General features: G+C 38.3%; 15 protein-coding genes and 1 other annotated feature. All 15 genes read right to left on the reverse strand.

Annotated elements, in window-relative coordinates; translation table 11 throughout:
- Window position 1: 1 nt before the first annotated feature.
- The 15 genes from ACIQ7T_RS01365 to ACIQ7T_RS01435 all read right to left on the reverse strand — a co-directional run bounded on the left by ACIQ7T_RS01365 (window position 2) and on the right by ACIQ7T_RS01435 (window position 16,054).
- On the reverse strand, window positions 2-880 hold the full coding sequence (locus ACIQ7T_RS01365; protein ID WP_370075300.1) for an aspartate carbamoyltransferase catalytic subunit: 879 nt from the start codon (window positions 878-880) through the stop codon (window positions 2-4).
- 326 nt (window positions 881-1,206) lie between these two features.
- Complete coding sequence (locus ACIQ7T_RS01370) at window positions 1,207-2,517, reverse strand: solute carrier family 23 protein (RefSeq protein WP_370075301.1); 1,311 nt, start codon at window positions 2,515-2,517, stop codon at window positions 1,207-1,209.
- A gap of 20 nt (window positions 2,518-2,537) precedes the next feature.
- Window positions 2,538-3,116 (reverse strand): bifunctional pyr operon transcriptional regulator/uracil phosphoribosyltransferase PyrR, encoded by a 579-nt coding sequence (pyrR, locus tag ACIQ7T_RS01375; protein WP_402868216.1) that lies wholly within the window; start codon window positions 3,114-3,116, stop codon window positions 2,538-2,540.
- 203 nt (window positions 3,117-3,319) lie between these two features.
- Window positions 3,320-4,231, reverse strand: a complete 912-nt coding sequence (locus tag ACIQ7T_RS01380; RefSeq protein WP_370075303.1) for an RluA family pseudouridine synthase — start codon at window positions 4,229-4,231, stop codon at window positions 3,320-3,322.
- Window positions 4,228-4,707 (reverse strand): signal peptidase II, encoded by a 480-nt coding sequence (gene lspA, locus ACIQ7T_RS01385; protein ID WP_370075304.1) that lies wholly within the window; start codon window positions 4,705-4,707, stop codon window positions 4,228-4,230. The genes ACIQ7T_RS01380 and lspA overlap by 4 nt, the downstream gene beginning before the upstream one ends.
- Window positions 4,708-5,851: 1,144 nt before the next feature.
- Window positions 5,852-8,620 (reverse strand): isoleucine--tRNA ligase, encoded by a 2,769-nt coding sequence (gene ileS / locus ACIQ7T_RS01390; protein ID WP_402868218.1) that lies wholly within the window; start codon window positions 8,618-8,620, stop codon window positions 5,852-5,854.
- Window positions 8,621-8,963: 343 nt separating this feature from the next.
- Window positions 8,964-9,186: a binding site (T-box leader), on the reverse strand.
- Window positions 9,187-9,276: 90 nt separating this feature from the next.
- Complete coding sequence (locus tag ACIQ7T_RS01395) at window positions 9,277-9,801, reverse strand: DivIVA domain-containing protein (protein ID WP_142507538.1); 525 nt, start codon at window positions 9,799-9,801, stop codon at window positions 9,277-9,279.
- A gap of 95 nt (window positions 9,802-9,896) precedes the next feature.
- A complete protein-coding gene (locus ACIQ7T_RS01400; RefSeq protein ID WP_370075308.1) occupies window positions 9,897-10,685 on the reverse strand; it encodes a YlmH family RNA-binding protein in 789 nt (262 codons plus the stop codon).
- A gap of 228 nt (window positions 10,686-10,913) precedes the next feature.
- On the reverse strand, window positions 10,914-11,192 hold the full coding sequence (locus tag ACIQ7T_RS01405) for a YggT family protein (protein ID WP_370075309.1): 279 nt from the start codon (window positions 11,190-11,192) through the stop codon (window positions 10,914-10,916).
- A gap of 20 nt (window positions 11,193-11,212) precedes the next feature.
- Window positions 11,213-11,710 carry a cell division protein SepF gene (locus ACIQ7T_RS01410; RefSeq protein WP_370075310.1) on the reverse strand — a complete coding sequence of 166 codons (498 nt, stop codon included), beginning with the start codon at window positions 11,708-11,710 and terminating at the stop codon, window positions 11,213-11,215.
- On the reverse strand, window positions 11,694-12,398 hold the full coding sequence (locus ACIQ7T_RS01415; RefSeq protein ID WP_370075311.1) for a YggS family pyridoxal phosphate-dependent enzyme: 705 nt from the start codon (window positions 12,396-12,398) through the stop codon (window positions 11,694-11,696). Before ACIQ7T_RS01415 ends, ACIQ7T_RS01410 begins: the two co-directional genes overlap by 17 nt.
- A gap of 151 nt (window positions 12,399-12,549) precedes the next feature.
- The gene (locus ACIQ7T_RS01420) at window positions 12,550-12,786 is read right to left on the reverse strand and encodes a PRC-barrel domain-containing protein (RefSeq protein ID WP_049668351.1); all 237 of its coding nucleotides are present in this window, start codon (window positions 12,784-12,786) and stop codon (window positions 12,550-12,552) included.
- Window positions 12,787-13,611: 825 nt separating this feature from the next.
- Window positions 13,612-14,385 carry an RNA polymerase sporulation sigma factor SigG gene (gene sigG, locus ACIQ7T_RS01425; RefSeq protein ID WP_142507543.1) on the reverse strand — a complete coding sequence of 258 codons (774 nt, stop codon included), beginning with the start codon at window positions 14,383-14,385 and terminating at the stop codon, window positions 13,612-13,614.
- Between the two features lie 114 nt (window positions 14,386-14,499).
- Window positions 14,500-15,207 carry an RNA polymerase sporulation sigma factor SigE gene (gene sigE, locus ACIQ7T_RS01430; protein ID WP_049668349.1) on the reverse strand — a complete coding sequence of 236 codons (708 nt, stop codon included), beginning with the start codon at window positions 15,205-15,207 and terminating at the stop codon, window positions 14,500-14,502.
- A 13-nt stretch (window positions 15,208-15,220) separates the two neighbouring features.
- Complete coding sequence (locus ACIQ7T_RS01435; RefSeq protein WP_370075312.1) at window positions 15,221-16,054, reverse strand: sigma-E processing peptidase SpoIIGA; 834 nt, start codon at window positions 16,052-16,054, stop codon at window positions 15,221-15,223.
- Between the last annotated feature and the right edge of the window lie 199 nt (window positions 16,055-16,253).

Here is a 16,253-nt window from a genome sequence, read left to right on the forward strand (position 1 = left end):
GTTACTCTCTCCCCTTTAAAATTGTTTCAACTATAGCCATCCGTGTATAGACACCATTACGAACCTGCTCGAAAATTCTAGAACGCTCGCATTCTACTAGCTCTGACGCAATTTCTACATCACGATTGACCGGTGCTGGATGCATAATAATTGCCTTTTCCTTCATTTGTTTCTCACGTTCAATTGTTAAACCGTACTCTTGATGATAGCTCTCTTTTGAGAAGCTTTTATTTACCTTATGGCGTTCATGTTGCACACGAAGTAACATAATCACATCGCTTATTTCGATTAAATCATCCCAAGAATGATGCGCTTCGAAACTGCCTTCCCACTCTTCCGGACAAAGGAAATGAACATTTGCCCCTAAGCGCTGTAACGCTAACGCATTCGATTTCGCTACACGGCTATGGCATATATCTCCAGCGATTGTCACATTCAACCCTCTAAAAGAACCAAACTCTTTTTTGATTGTATAAAGATCTAATAATGATTGAGACGGATGCTGACCAGTGCCGTCACCTCCATTAATGATTGACACATTGATGCCTTCAAGTAATTCATTGTAATACGCATCTTCTTTTGCGCGAATGACTACTGCATCCATACCAATCATTTCTAGCGTCTTTACCGTATCGTACAATGTCTCCCCTTTAGAGACGCTCGAAAAGCTACCGTCAAATGGGATAACGATACAACCAACTTTGCGCTCTGCCATTTCAAAGCTTGTTTTCGTGCGTGTACTTGGTTCAAAAAATAAATTTGCGACGTTGTGTGGGCGAGATAATGATGATGCTTCACCATTCTCAAAAGCTTGCGCACGATCTAGAATGTTGTTAATCTCTTCAATTGTTAAATGTTCCATCGATAATAAGTTCTTCATCATGTACCTCCACTGGGTTGTGTTTCATGAACGTTATGTATAACTAACGTTTTATAAAATCAATTTCGCCTTGGCGTAATTGCGTCCGGATTTTGAATTGTACGAGCACAATTCATTCCTTTCAAAATCCGTGACATCCGCCGGAGGCTTTACCTTCATACATTTCACCTTCAGAGGTGGGATGCATGAAGATAATAAAAGCCCCGTTGATGTCATCAACGAGGCATAAGGAGGCGTGACAAACTACAGCAGGATACATTCCTACTACAAGCTTATCTACAACTTCCCTTTTTTTGCCTCTCTGGACAATTCATTAAAAGGTACTTCTATGAATTTTTATTTTGATTGTACGGTACTGGTATATCTGCTTCTTTTTTACCTGGTAGAATGGCATTTAAAACAACACCGATAATCGCTGCTAATGCCATACCTTCGATACTTAGTGATTCCGAAATAACGAACTTCGCACCACCGATGCCAATGACTAAAATAACAGAGGCAATGACCAAGTTACGACTATTCCCAAAGTCGATATGATTATCAACTAACATTCGTAATCCACTTGCTGCAATGATACCGAAGAGCAAGATGGAAACCCCACCAAGTACAGCTGTTGGAATCGTTGCAATAACTGCCATTGCTTTCCCGAAGAATGATAGTAAAATTGCTACGACTGCTGCACCTGCAATGACATACACACTGTAAACACGCGTGATTGCAAGGACACCGATATTTTCACCGTAAGTTGTTTTCGGTGGACCACCGATTAATGCACTAATAAATGTTCCAATTCCGTCCCCTAATAACGAACGATGTAACCCTGGCTCTTTAATATAATCTCGATTAACAACTTTCCCTAATACTAACTGGTGACCGATATGCTCTGAAATAGTGACGATAACGATTGGTACCATTGTTAGGAGTAGCTTTGTTGTGATTTCAAAGTCGTAATGAACACCTGGGATTAAAAACTCAGGCTTTGCAAAGAAATCTGCTTTGGCAATTGGTGAATAATCTACAATTCCGATCATCATTGAGTAAATATATCCCACGATTAAGCCAATTAAGATTGGCATTGTGCTTAAAATACCTCTAAAGAAAATCGTGAAAATAATAGCTGTAAATAATGTAACTAACGCTGCTGAGAAGTGTAAAAAGCTATATTTACCATCAACATTCATCGCCATACTTACCGCTGTCCCTGATAATCCAAGACCAATTACCATTATAACAGGTCCTACCACAATCGGTGGTAAAATTTTCATAATCCATTTGTAGCCGCTTTTCCAGATGATTAGGGATACGATACCATATGTAATCCCGACTGCCATTGCACCAATCATCGCATGACCTGGATTAACACTTGAACCATCTTTATTTAAACCACCTGCGACAAGTAAAATCGGGGCAATAAAAGCAAAGGATGAACCTAAATATGCTGGCACTTGAAATTTCGTAATTAATAAGAAGAACAGTGTAGCAATCCCACTTGTTAAAAGGGCAATCGCTGGACTAAGACCAACCAACTGAGGAACTAAGATCGTTGACCCAAACATGGCAAACATGTGCTGGAAACTTAATGTCACTAGTTGGACTGGGGTCGGTTTATCCTTAATATCTAATACTGCATTTGACATAATGTTTCCTCACTTTATAGTTAGTCTTCTTTAAAAATGATGACGCAATCTTCTCCGTCTACCTCTTGTAAATTTACGACAATACGCTCTGTTCCAGATGTTGGTACATTTTTGCCAACATAATCAGCTCTTATTGGTAGTTCTCTATGTCCTCTGTCGATCAGGACTGCAAGTTGAATTTGTGAAGGTCGTCCTAAATCCATTACTGCATCAAGTGCTGCGCGTACTGTACGTCCTGTATAAAGTACATCATCGACTAAAATAATTTTTTGATTAACGACCACATCATCAATATCTACTTGTTCAACATGTGCCTGTTCATTATCATGCTTTGTCGTTAAATCATCTCGATAGAGGGTGATGTCTAGCTCCCCCGTACGGATTGGTTTGCCTTCAATTTTTTCAATTCGTTCTGCAAGGCGTCTTGCAAGAAAGGCACCTCGTGTTTTAATACCAACTAAAATACATTCATCGATTCCTTTATTACGTTCAATAATTTCGTGTGCAATGCGTGTTAACGCTCTTGCCATAGATGGGCCATCTAATAGCTCATTTTGTGCCATGTAAGTTTCCTCCTCTCTTTTATTTATTGTGGTCATGTGTCCATAAAAAAACCTCTCAAGGCGAATGGCCTGAGAGGGTTATATACGTGTTTAAATAGTATGTTGAAAAATTTGCAGCACAAATTTTTTACAACACATTCACATGTACCTTCTCAGCCTCTCTGGACTGTCATTAAAGGTGAATATTTAGTTAAGTTGTTCATTCACTTTCGTTAGTATAGACCTTCTTTTCCTATACGTCAATGCTTATTTCTTAAATCTAGTAATAATTGTTCATAATCAGCAGGAAGTGGTGCTTCGAACTCCATATATTCGCCTGATGTAGGGTGATCGAATCCTAAAATTCCTGCATGTAATACTTGTCCATTAAAGTCTATTGTCTTTTTTGGTCCATATTTTGGATCACCAACAAGAGGGTAGCCAATATATTTCATATGCACGCGAATTTGATGAGTTCGTCCTGTTTCTAAACGACATTCTACAAGAGTGTATTCACCAAAGCGTTCGATAACTTGGAAGTGAGTTACTGCATGCTTCCCTTTATCGACAACTGCTTGTTTTTGACGATCTTTTTGATCGCGTCCAATCGGTGCATCAATTGTGCCTTTATCATGTGCAATATGCCCGTGAACTAGCGCCGTATATTTACGTGTCACTGTTTTATTGACTAGCTGATTCACTAACGATTCATGAGCTGCATCATTTTTAGCAACCATCAATAATCCTGATGTATCTTTATCAATACGATGCACAATTCCTGGTCGCATAATGCCATTGATACCCGACAAATCCTTACAATGATGCATTAAACCATTCACTAGTGTACCCGTCATATGTCCAGGCGCTGGATGGACAACCATGCCCTTTGGTTTATTCACAACAAGGACATCTGCATCCTCATAAACAATATCAAGATCTAAGTTTTCAGGAATGACATCTAATGGCTCTGCTTCGGGTACATCAATTTCTACAATATCCCCTACTTTTACCTTATACTTCGCCTTGACAGTCTCTCCATTTACTTTGACAATACCATCAGTAATCCAATTCCCGATTTGTGTACGGGACCACTCTGATTGCACACCCGAAAGCGCCTTATCAATGCGCTCTCCCTGTTGTTGTTCTTCCATTGTATATGATACTTGCGTCATTCTTTCACCTGTTTCTTTCCTTTTTTATCTTCCATGATTATGCCAATCATTAATATTACTACCGCCATTGTTAAAGCTGCATCCGCAATATTGAAGATTGGGAAATCATAATTAATTACTGGAATTAATACATTTACAAAATCGACCACTTCACCTCTAAATATACGGTCAATAAAATTCCCTACAGCTCCGCCTAATAAAAGCATTAAGCCCACTTGAAAAATAGGTTTACCTTTAGCCTCTTTATGATAAAAATATAGGATGGCACAAATAACACCTATCGTGACAATGCTAAATAACCACATTTGGCCTTCTAACATTCCCCATGCTGCTCCTTTATTTCGATGAGACAATATCCCAAACCACGGATCCCATACTGAAATTCGTTCGCGTAACTCCATATTTTTCACAATTAGCCATTTCGTCCATTGATCTAAAAGAATCACGAATGCGGCCAATCCATAATATTTATACACAGACACTCCTCCGTTCGCTCAACATCTAACCTATTCTACCATAACAGCCCATCTCAGAATAACTAATATAGCATGAAAATATGGATCAATACCATTGTGTGGGGTTGATTTTCATTCCGACCAAGCGCTTTCCTGCGGATGTTTGTTGAGCTATCCGTCGCTTTGGTGGTTCTATCCATCATTTTGGTGGTTCTATCCATCATTTTGACTCTTCTTTCCGTCACTCTGGTTTCAATCCGTCATTCTGGCTCTTCTTTCCGTCGCTTTGGCATTTCTATCCGTCGTTCTGGCTCTTCTTTCCGTCACTCTGGTTTCAATCCGTCATTCTGGCTTTTCTTTCCGTCACTTTGGCATTTCTATCCGTCGTTTTGACTCTTCTTTCCGTCGCTCTGGTTTTCTTCCGTCACTTTAGCTCTTCTTTCCGTCGCTTTGGCCTTTCTATCCGTCGTTCCGGCTCTTCTTTCCGTCACTCTGGTTTCAATCCGTCATTCTGGCTCTTCTTTCCGTCGCTTTGGCATTTCTATCCGTCGTTCTGGCTCTTCTTTCCGTCACTCTGGTTTCAATCCGTCATTCTGGCTTTTCTTTCCGTCGCTTTGGCATTTCTATCCGTCGTTTTGACTCTTCTTTCCGTCGCTCTGGTTTTCTTCCGTCACTTTAGCTCTTCTTTCCGTCGCTTTGGCCTTTCTATCCGTCGTTCCGGCTCTTCTTTCCGTCACTCTGGTTTCAATCCGTCATTCTGGCTCTTCTTTCCGTCGCTTTGGCATTTCTATCCGTCGTTTTGACTCTTCTTTCCGTCGCTCTGGTTTTCATCCGTCACTTCAGCTCTTCTTCCGTCGCTTTGGCATTTCTATCCGTCGTTCTGGCTCTTCTTTCCGTCACTCTGGTTTTCTTCCGTCACTTCGGCTCTTCTTTCCGTCGCTCTGGACTTCCTATCCGTCGCTTCGGCTCTTCTTTCCGTCGCTCTGGACTTCCTATCCGTCGCTTCAGCTCTTCTTTCCGTCACTTTCGTCTTTCTATCCGTCGCTTTTGATCTTCTTTCCGTCGCTCTCGACCTTCAAAAAAACGCAAGCCCCCATTACTAAGGAGACTTGCGTTATTAATTACATAGAATGTAGATTCTTATTTTTATACGTGTTTATTTATGTTACGCGTAATACTTCTCAACAACTTCTGCACAACGCGCACATACTGTTGGTTGTGCTTCATTTGAACCGACTGTTTCAGAAATAGACCAGCAACGCTCACATTTTTCACCTGTTGCTTTTTCAACAACAATCGATGCATGCTCTAGAGCTAATGCATCTGCAGGTGCAGCTTCAATTGACGCTACTTCAAAAGCAGAAACGATTGAAAGTTGTGCAAAATTAATGCTTGCATCATTTAATAATGCCGCCACATCTTCTTTCGCATAAACTGTCACTTTCGCTTCAAGTGATTTACCGATTGTTTTTGCATTACGAGCTTCCTCTAATGCTTTTAAAATATCATCACGAACATCAATAATTTTTACCCATTTTGCACGTAGACTTTCGAAGTTTTCATGTTCATCTACCTCTGGGAAGTCTGTTAATTGTACAGATACCTCTTCTACAACACCTTGAGCATGTAAGTAAGACCACATCTCGTCACTTGTATGAGGGATAATAGGTGACATGACTTTTACTAATGTCATTAATGTGTCATAAATAACTGTTTGCATCGCACGGCGATCTTTGTTGTCATGGCCTTCGATGTACACAACATCTTTAGCAATATCTAAATAGAATGAAGATAATTCAACTGCTACAAAGTTATTCACTGCATGATAAACAGCTGCGAAATCATAGCGATCATATGCAGCACGTACAGTTTTTAATACATCCTGTAAGCGCATATAAACGTACTGATCCATTTCACGAAGATCCTCATATGCTACTCGATCTTTCGTTACATCGAAATCAGCTACATTTCCGTGTAAGAAACGGAATGTGTTACGGATTTTTCGATAAACCTCAGATACTTGCTTTAACATATCCATTGAGATACGAACGTCGGCTGTATAATCTACAGAAGCAACCCATAAACGCAGAATATCTGCTCCATATTGATCCATAACTTTTTTCGGGATAATGACATTCCCTAAAGATTTACTCATCTTACGACCTTCACCATCCAGCACGAAACCATGTGTTAATAGTCCCTTATATGGAGCATAGCCATTAATAGCTACAGAAGTAATTAATGATGAGTTAAACCATCCACGGTGTTGGTCAGAACCTTCTAAATATAGATCAGCTGGATATTTCATACCACGTTCTACTAGCACACCTTGGTGAGAAGAACCTGAGTCAAACCAAACGTCCATAATATCGTTTTCTTTTGTAAATTCACCGTTCGGGCTACTTGCATGTGTGAAGCCTTCAGGTAATAATTCTTTAGCTGTTTTTTGGAACCAAATATTTGATCCATGCTCACGGAATAATGCTGAGATATGGGCAATTGTTTCTGGTGTAATAATTGGCTCTCCATTTTCAGCATAGAAAATTGGAATTGGCACACCCCATGCACGTTGACGTGAAATTACCCAGTCTCCACGGTCACGAATCATATTATAAAGACGAGTTTCACCCCAAGCAGGTGTAAATGTCGTTGATTTTACTGCGTCTAGTAACTCATCACGGAATGCATCTATTGACGCAAACCATTGTGGTGTTGCACGATAAATAACTGGTTTTTTCGTACGCCAGTCATGTGGATAAGAGTGTGTAAAGAAGTTAAGCTTTTCTAAAGCACCGACTTCTTTTAATTTTTCTGTGATTAATTTGTTTGCATCATTGTAGAATACACCTTCAAAACCAGGTGCTTCATCTGTATAGCAGCCGCTATTATCAACAGGGCTAAGAATTGGTAGACCATATTGCTTACTAATATGATAGTCATCTTCCCCGTGTCCTGGTGCTGTATGAACACAGCCAGTACCCGCTTCAGCAGTTACGTGCTCTCCAACCATCACAAGAGATTCACGGTCATAGAATGGATGCTGTGCAACAATTCGATCTAATGCATCACCTTTAATTTCTTGAACAACTTCGTATGCTTCCCACTCAAGTTCGTTAGCAACTTTTTCTAATAATTCTTTTGCAATAATGAATTTTTTATCTGCAACTGCAACAACCACATAGATAAATTCAGGGTTCACAGAAATCCCTAGGTTTGCTGGAATTGTCCAAGGTGTTGTTGTCCAAATGATCATTTTAGCATCCGCTGGGACAACACCTTTAGCATCTTTAAGCGCAAAGCTTACATAAATCGAAGGCGATTTAATATCTTTATATTCGATCTCTGCTTCTGCAAGTGCAGATTCAGATGATGGAGACCAGTAAACTGGTTTTAACCCTTTATAAATATAGCCTTTTTCAGCCATCTTTCCGAAAACTTCAATTTGACGAGCTTCAAATTCAGGCTTTAATGTAATATATGGATTTTCCCAATCACCACGAACACCTAAACGGCGGAATTGTGTGCGTTGGTTGTCGATTTGCTCGTAAGCATACTCTTCACATAATTTACGGAATTCAGCAACAGACATTTCTTTGCGCTTTACACCTTTGTTCGTAAGTGCTTGCTCAATTGGTAAACCATGTGTATCCCAACCTGGAATATAGTTTACATGGTAGCCAGTCATAGAGCGATGACGCGTAATCATATCTTTCAGTACTTTATTTAAAGCATGGCCGATATGGATATCACCATTCGCATATGGAGGTCCATCGTGTAACACATACTCAGGGCATCCTTCTGTACGCTCCATTTGTAATTTATTAACGTCCATTTCATTCCATTTTTCTTGCATCTTCGGTTCATTTGCCGGTAAGTTCCCACGCATTGGGAAATCTGTTTTTGGCATTAATAAAGTATCTTTGTACTCAACCATTTTTCAATTCCTCCTTTATTTTACAAACAAAGAACATATGCACTTAGGCGCTCATACAATTACGACAGTTATTAGGCTTATCATTATAACGTGTGGTTGATTTCCGTTCCGGCCGGGCGCTTTCCTGGGGGCGTCCGATGAGCCGCTTCGCTTCGCTGCAGGGTCTCATCTGTGACGCTAATCCCCAAGGAGTCGCCCAGCCTACACTCCAATCAACTTATATACATGACATACGTTTTGTGAAATACCATCCTCAAGTTCTATTTATCGGCAAAATCAACACGTTTTAACAACAGAAGTATAAGTTACCTCCATTTGAACATAAAAAAGCCTCTCAATCCCTCAAAGGGACGAGAAGCTTATACTCGCGGTACCACCCTAATTGTAGCACAAAATTGTACTACCACTCTTAAAGCACGTTAACGTTGTGCATCACGAAATAACTTACTACATTCAGTTATTTTAGCTCAGAAGTGATGTTCATTGTTATTTGCTTGTTCGGGCTCACACTATCCCCAAATCGCTTAACTACGCCTAACAAATACTGTCTTCGTCTCTGCCTGTTTTGCATATGTGTTCAAAATAATTACTATTACATTAGTATATGAAAATCATACAATCACGTCAAGTTTCACTTATTGCTACCTAATATAGGATTAAACTTGATCGGCTTCCTGTGCTTCTTCAACAGATGCTTGAATTTCAGTAAGGTCAATATCGTATTGTAGCAAATGGTCCCAATCGTCTGCATTTAGTAAATCCAGTTGTGCCTCTACAAGCATTTTAAAACGATTACGGAATACCTTTGATTGCTTTTTCAGCTCATCAATTTCAATTGTTACTTTACGAGCCTTTGTTAAAGCCTCATTGATAATACGATCAGCATTTTTTTCTGCTTCCTTCACAATGAGTTTAGCCTCTTTTTGAGAATTTCTTCGTACTTCATCAGCTGCTTCTTGTGCAACAACAATTGATTTTTGTAACGTTTCCTCTAATGTGTTAAAATGTCTCGCTTGTTCTAAGGAAATTTCTAGTTGTCTGTCTACTTCCTTTTTTTCACGTAACAAAATTTCATAATCTTTGATAATTTGATCTAAAAATTCATTTACTTCATCTTCAGCATAACCTCTGAAAGATTTAGTAAACTCCTTATTATGTATATCAATAGGTGATAATGGCATACGATCCTTCTCTCCTTTACATGTACATTCGTACTTTCTATTATACAATTGTTCCAACAACTTAGCAGTAAAAATTAATGAAATTTACTTGATTTTTAGCTTTTTTGGGTCAATCGACCGATTTGTAAACGAATTTTATCTTTTTTTGTACGACCTTCAGTCATCATCATTTTTATTCGACCGCTTCCGCGTACAGATAAAATATCTCCTTCTTGTAATTCAAAAGCAACTGTATCCCGTTCAGTCCAATTGACACGTACCTTTTTACCTGTAATTAATGCTTGTGCCTTCTGACGAGAAATTTTTAAAACCGTTGAGATAATCACATCTAAACGCATAGAAGAAACCGTATGAGATTCTTCTAGCCACTCATCCTCGTTTTGTAGCAATGACTCCGTCTCTTTAATCGATTCTACATGTACCTTTACCTTGCCGATGCCTGTTAAATGTAAGCGTACATAATCAGCTACCTCAATCGCTACTACAAATTGTACAAGATGGTCATTGACACGAATATCACCGAATTTGCCACGATCCAATCCTAAAGATAACAAAGCTCCAAGGACATCTGGATGTCCTAATTGGACAAATTTCACAGGATATTGAATCGTAAATACTGTAAGCTGAAAATCTTCCTCCATAGGCTCATAATAAGTAGGATAAATCAGCATGCGTTGTCTTTCTGCTTCATCAAAGAGCCCAGCACTAGCTGTTTTTAATGTGTCATACTGTCCAATTATCGATGCTACAATAAAGCGCTGTCGAGGATCTAGAAAATCCGTAAGCTTTGGAGCATATCGATCCTCTACCTCATGCTGCCAGCCCATAACCTGTTCAATGAAAGGCTGTTCATCTTTTCTAAAATGCTGTATTAAATGCTCCATATAACTTCACCTCTATTATCACTCTTTTATTTGTACAATTTCATTGGTATTTTAAGGTTATCTAAAAAATAGGCTCACAGGGGGCACGGGGCGTCCGACGAGCCGCCTCGCTTCGCTCCAGGGTCTCGCTACTCACGCTTAGGAATTCTAGGGGATCACCACTAAATTGTTTAAATTAAGTATTCCCCATAAATAAAAAATCCCCACCATTCGTGAGGATTTCTTATATTAAAACATAAAGTATATTTTTTGAATTACAATAAAAAGCCCATTTTTAATAAAATTAAGCATAAAAATTGCCACAATTGGTGAAATGTCAATCATCCCGATTGGAGGGATGAATTTCCTGAAAATCCCCAAATAAGGCTCGCATACTTTTTTAAGGAAACGGCCAATTGCTGAATCTTGTACAGCAGGCACCCATGACATTAAAACATATCCAACTAACATATAAGAATACACGTTAAATGCTAATGATATATAACCTAGAATTATCCATAAATCCATATAAACTACAATCCTCGCTATTAATTATCGTCTAAAATAAAATTCGAAATTTCGCCAGACACTTCTACATTATCAGGTGTGCATAGGAAAATATCTTTACCGATTCTTTGAATATCACCGCTAAGCGCATAAACTGTGCCACTTAAAAAATCAATAATCCGTACACCTTGTTCTCGCTCAATACGTTGTAAATTGACAATCGTTGCACGCTTATTTTTTAAGTGTTCCGCAATATCCTGAGCTTCGGCATAAACTCTAGGTTCAACTAAGACAACTTTTGCGCCTTTAGAATTCATGGCTGCCTGCAAACTTACTATGTTGTTTGTAGGTGTTGTACTTTGCGGAAAAATTTCCTGAACCGGTGCTTTACGCTCCTTCATCATTTTTTTAGGCTTCGCAGATTGAATCTGTTGCTGTTGTTGTACGGGTTGTTGCTGTTGAATAGGAGCTTGCGTGATTTCTTCTTCTAGTTCTTCCTCAAGATAAAAGAAATTTTTAATTTTATTTTTCATGCTCATCCTGTTCCCTTCTTTCATTTCCAACAAGAGCCGTTCCAACTCGAACAAATGTAGCCCCTTCTTCTACCGCAATTTCAAAGTCATTAGACATGCCCATTGATAACTCGGTACAAGGAGCGTGCGCGAATCCTTGCTCGGCTATTTGCTGTTGACATTGTTTTAATTGCTTAAAAACAGAGCGAATAATTGTATCCTCATCTGTGTTTGGTGCCATTGTCATTAAACCAACAACTTGAATTTTTGTAAAATCCTTTAATGATTCAATAAAAGGCAGAACTTCTTCAATCGATAAACCATGTTTTGCTTCTTCGCCAGATACATTAACTTGTACAAAACATTTGACAGGTTTGTCTGCTCTTTTTTCAATTTCCTGCGCTAAACCTAAACGATCTAATGAATGTAAAAAATCAATACTGTTAATAACTTGTCTGACCTTACGTGTTTGTAAAGACCCGATATAATGCCAATGTACATCAGCTTGAATCGTTTCAATTTTACGATTTAAGCCTTCAGGACGGTTCTCACCTAAATGTATAAGCCCTGCATCAATTGCTTCTTGTGTTCTTTCTACAGAAACTTCTTTTGTCACTGCAATAATTTGGACTTTTTCTGTTTCACGATTTGCACGTTTTTTTGCTGTTTGTATAAGATCATTAATTTTCTTCAAATTTGCTAAGATTTTTGTCAATGTTTTTCCCAACTTTACAACAATAGTTTCTTTTATTGTAACAAGCAATGCTTGAATTATCAATGAATAGCCTGACCTATGTGAAAGTCCTTATACCCTACCTATGCTTTAAAATTGCTTAAATATTTTAATATGCAAAATATTTTTCTCTTTAGGATAATGCTTTTACTAAAATTACATCTTTCCCCACTACAAGTACATCTTTCATATACACTTTCCTAACAGATTCTTCTCCGCGAAAAAAGCCTAGATATTTACGGGGTTCAGCAATCATAAAAGCCGTTACATAGCCTGTTTCTTTGGATACCTCTGCATCTACCACAAATCCTAAAAAGCGTCCATTGCCTGCTTCAATAACTTCTTTTTGCTGTAACATTGAGAAACGCATTTTATCCCTCCCTAAATCAATTACTCTCAACATCGTTTTATCTCAACAAACTATGTTTTCTCTTTATATTTATGTGTTTATTGTTGTTTAAATGAACATGAATTGATTAAGGAATCTCTCTTTGGCAAAAAGAAGAGGTAATTTCCGTTCCAGACTACTCGCTTTCCTGTGGGCGAGCGTCGAGCCGCTTCCTCCGCTTTTGTTTTCGCACAGAAAACATCCGCTCCGTGCAGGGTCTCACCTGTCTCGCTTTTCCCATGAGAGTCGAGTAGCCTTCCATTCCAATCAATGATAGTGCAGTACTTTTAATTTATGCAATTAAGAATGAACGCTATGGCCACTTACCATAATCAAACAGAATAGAGAATGTTATTGTACATCTGCTGCGCAAACATTTTGCATACTATCACTATAAATTAAAGAGTGAAATGCTAAAAGACACTTACTAATGAATTGATTGGAGTCGAGACTGGGCAACATAAAAAAGTAAAAGGATTCACTCACAGTTTTGTGTGTGAATCCTTTTTGTTCTTCTGAAGGAGGATGTCGATAAAAATTAAAAGTTAGGTGATAAAACGTGAAAGTTGGTAGATAAAATTTAAAAGTTGGTAGATAAAACATGAAAATTGGTAGATAAAATTTAAAAGTTGGTAGATAAAACGTAAAAGCGGCTCATCGGGCGCCCCAGGAAGCTTTGCTCTTCGCGAAAGCGAAGCGGCAGCTACAAAGCGCCCAGTCGGAACGGAAATCAACCCCTGCCCTACTTAATTTATACCATTGATATAAATAAAATGCGCACCCTGAATTCGGATGCGCATTGTTTTTTTACTTATAATCTTTCTGCATTGTTTCGATTGCATTTTTTTCTAGACGTGAAATTTGCGCTTGAGAAATCCCCAATTCTTTTGCAATTTCAGTTTGTGTCTCACCGTAATAAAAACGCTTTGCAACAATCATTTGTTGACGATCATCTAACTTTTGCAAACTTTCCTTCACTGACACGTAGGCAACCCATTGATCTTCTGATACATCATCATCACGTAATTGGTCCATCATATAAACAGCGTCTCCACCGTCTGAATAAATGGGTTCCTGTAAGGAAACTGGGTCTTGAATGGCATCTAAAGCAAATAAAACATCTTCCTTTTTCATGTCAATCATCTCAGCAATTTCTTCAATTGTTGGCTCTCGTAAATTATCGGTTATCCATTGTTCTTTTGCCTGCATTGCCTTGTATGCAATATCTCTTAGAGAACGAGAAACGCGCAATGCATGATGATCACGCAGATGGCGACGAATTTCACCAATGATCATTGGAACAGCATATGTTGAAAATCGTACATTATGCTTCAAATCAAAATGATCAATAGCTTTCATGAGGCCAATACAGCCTACCTGAAATAAATCATCTGCCTGTTCACCCCTGTAGGCAAATCTACCGACTATACTGAGCACTAACCTTAAATTGCACATTACAAGCTCTTCCCTAATCTCATTTTCTCCAGCTTGTAAACGAATGAATAGTTCCTTCATTTCCTCGTGCTTTAAAATTGGCAAAGTCGATGTATCTAAGCCGCAAAGATCAACTTTAGTTCGCATATTCGATTCCTCCGGATGTTATTCTCTGACTAAACCGTTACATCAGTTTGTCCGAGAGAAACGAGAATATGCACAAAAGCTACGACCAATTTTAGGTAGGTTAAATTTCCCTCCCTAAGATATTGGCTGATTCAGATTTTCACGTAAATCTTGAATAATTTTCTTCTCTAATCGGGAAATATAAGATTGCGAAATGCCTAAATGATCAGCAACTTCTTTTTGAGTCATTTCAATTTTTCCATTGAGACCAAAACGACATTCCATAATATATCGTTCACGTGCACCTAGTAAATTTATGGCATGAAACATATGTTGACGCTCAATTTTCTTCTCTACATTGTCTAAAATAATATGCTCTTCCGTTCCTAAAATATCAGACAATAACAACTCATTTCCATCAGCATCAGAGTTTAATGGTTCATCTAGTGAAACTTCACCCTTCATGCGACTTGTTTTACGTAAATGCATCAAAATCTCATTTTCAATACAACGAGATGCGTATGTGGCAAGCTTAATATTTTTATCTGTATTGAACGTTTCAATCGCCTTTATTAAACCGATAGAGCCAATACTTATTAAATCCTCAATCGGCGTACCCGTATTATCAAAACGTCTAGCAATATAAACAACAAGACGTAAATTACGTTCAATTAGTGTATCTCTAGCACGTAAATCACCATTCATAAAGGATGCAATGACTGTAACTTCTTCTTCTCGACTTAATGGCACTGGCAATGAATCATTTCCCCCTATATAGTACGTTTCACGACTCCGAAACTTACTCCAAAATTTTTTCAAGCTAGCAAGTAGCCTAAGAAGCAATAGTTCTCCCCCTCTATGAGTTATTTGAAAGCGCTGAAAAATGTAAAATTGCTGCTGTGCTATGTGGAAAATTTTTAGCCTTTTTTGTTAAAACGATATATTCATTCGATTTCACTTGTGAGTGCTCCCCCTTTATATGCCACTCTTCAAAGCGAAAACCTAATACAACCGATTGCTGTTGTACTGTATTGACATGAATAAATCGAATGTAACGCTGATAATCTTCTGAAAACATGGATACATTATACGGATCAGTTTCTTGCCATTCTAACAATGATTTGCTAAATGCTGCAGGTAAATGTGGACGTAATGCTGAATAAGAGACAAAGTGAACAGGTTTTCCTGAAAGTGGCTCAATCGCTTGATTTCCCGTATCCACAAATGCAGAAAGCGGTATCTTTACATCAAAAATTTTTAACGTTGTATCAAACACAAACTGACCACTTAACCGCTCAAGCTTTACAAATCCCCATTGCTTATAAAAAGCTACAAGATTACCAACAGCTAATAGTAGGCAAATAATTATAAAATGGACAACAGAAAGATTCTTTAAATACGGTTGTAATGCTGTTAATAATCCACCAATAATAATTGTTGCTGTTAAAACGATCGGTCCTTGCTTTTGAAAGCTTCGAATCTTGAAGCGAAAAGCTAGTCCAATCAGTAAGATAAAGCTCAGTAGCGTCGTCAACAGCATTTGTCCACCTATTACAGCTACAAAACTACTACAAATAGAACTCATTAATAATCTCGTGTTCTTTACAAAAACCCCTGTTACTTTTGCCGTAAACTTGAGTATCGCTAGATTAAAAAGTGTATTAATGAGCACCAGCCATTCTCCATACATAACAGCCGCCTCCTACATACAAAGTTAGCATGTTACTCCCACAAATATTGTCAAACAATCGCATCATTTCATTAAAATGTTTTGACAAAATACATCTTTTCCTTACACATTTGAACATAATTAATTTTTTAGACGTTGAAAATGGTCAGGGAGATTTTTACGAATGTTGGAGCGTTTTATATGAGGATGATTTCTGTTC

Origin of the sequence: Lysinibacillus sp. NPDC096212, from assembly GCF_044763105.1 — a bacterium.
In the GTDB taxonomy this organism is placed as follows: domain Bacteria; phylum Bacillota; class Bacilli; order Bacillales_A; family Planococcaceae; genus Lysinibacillus.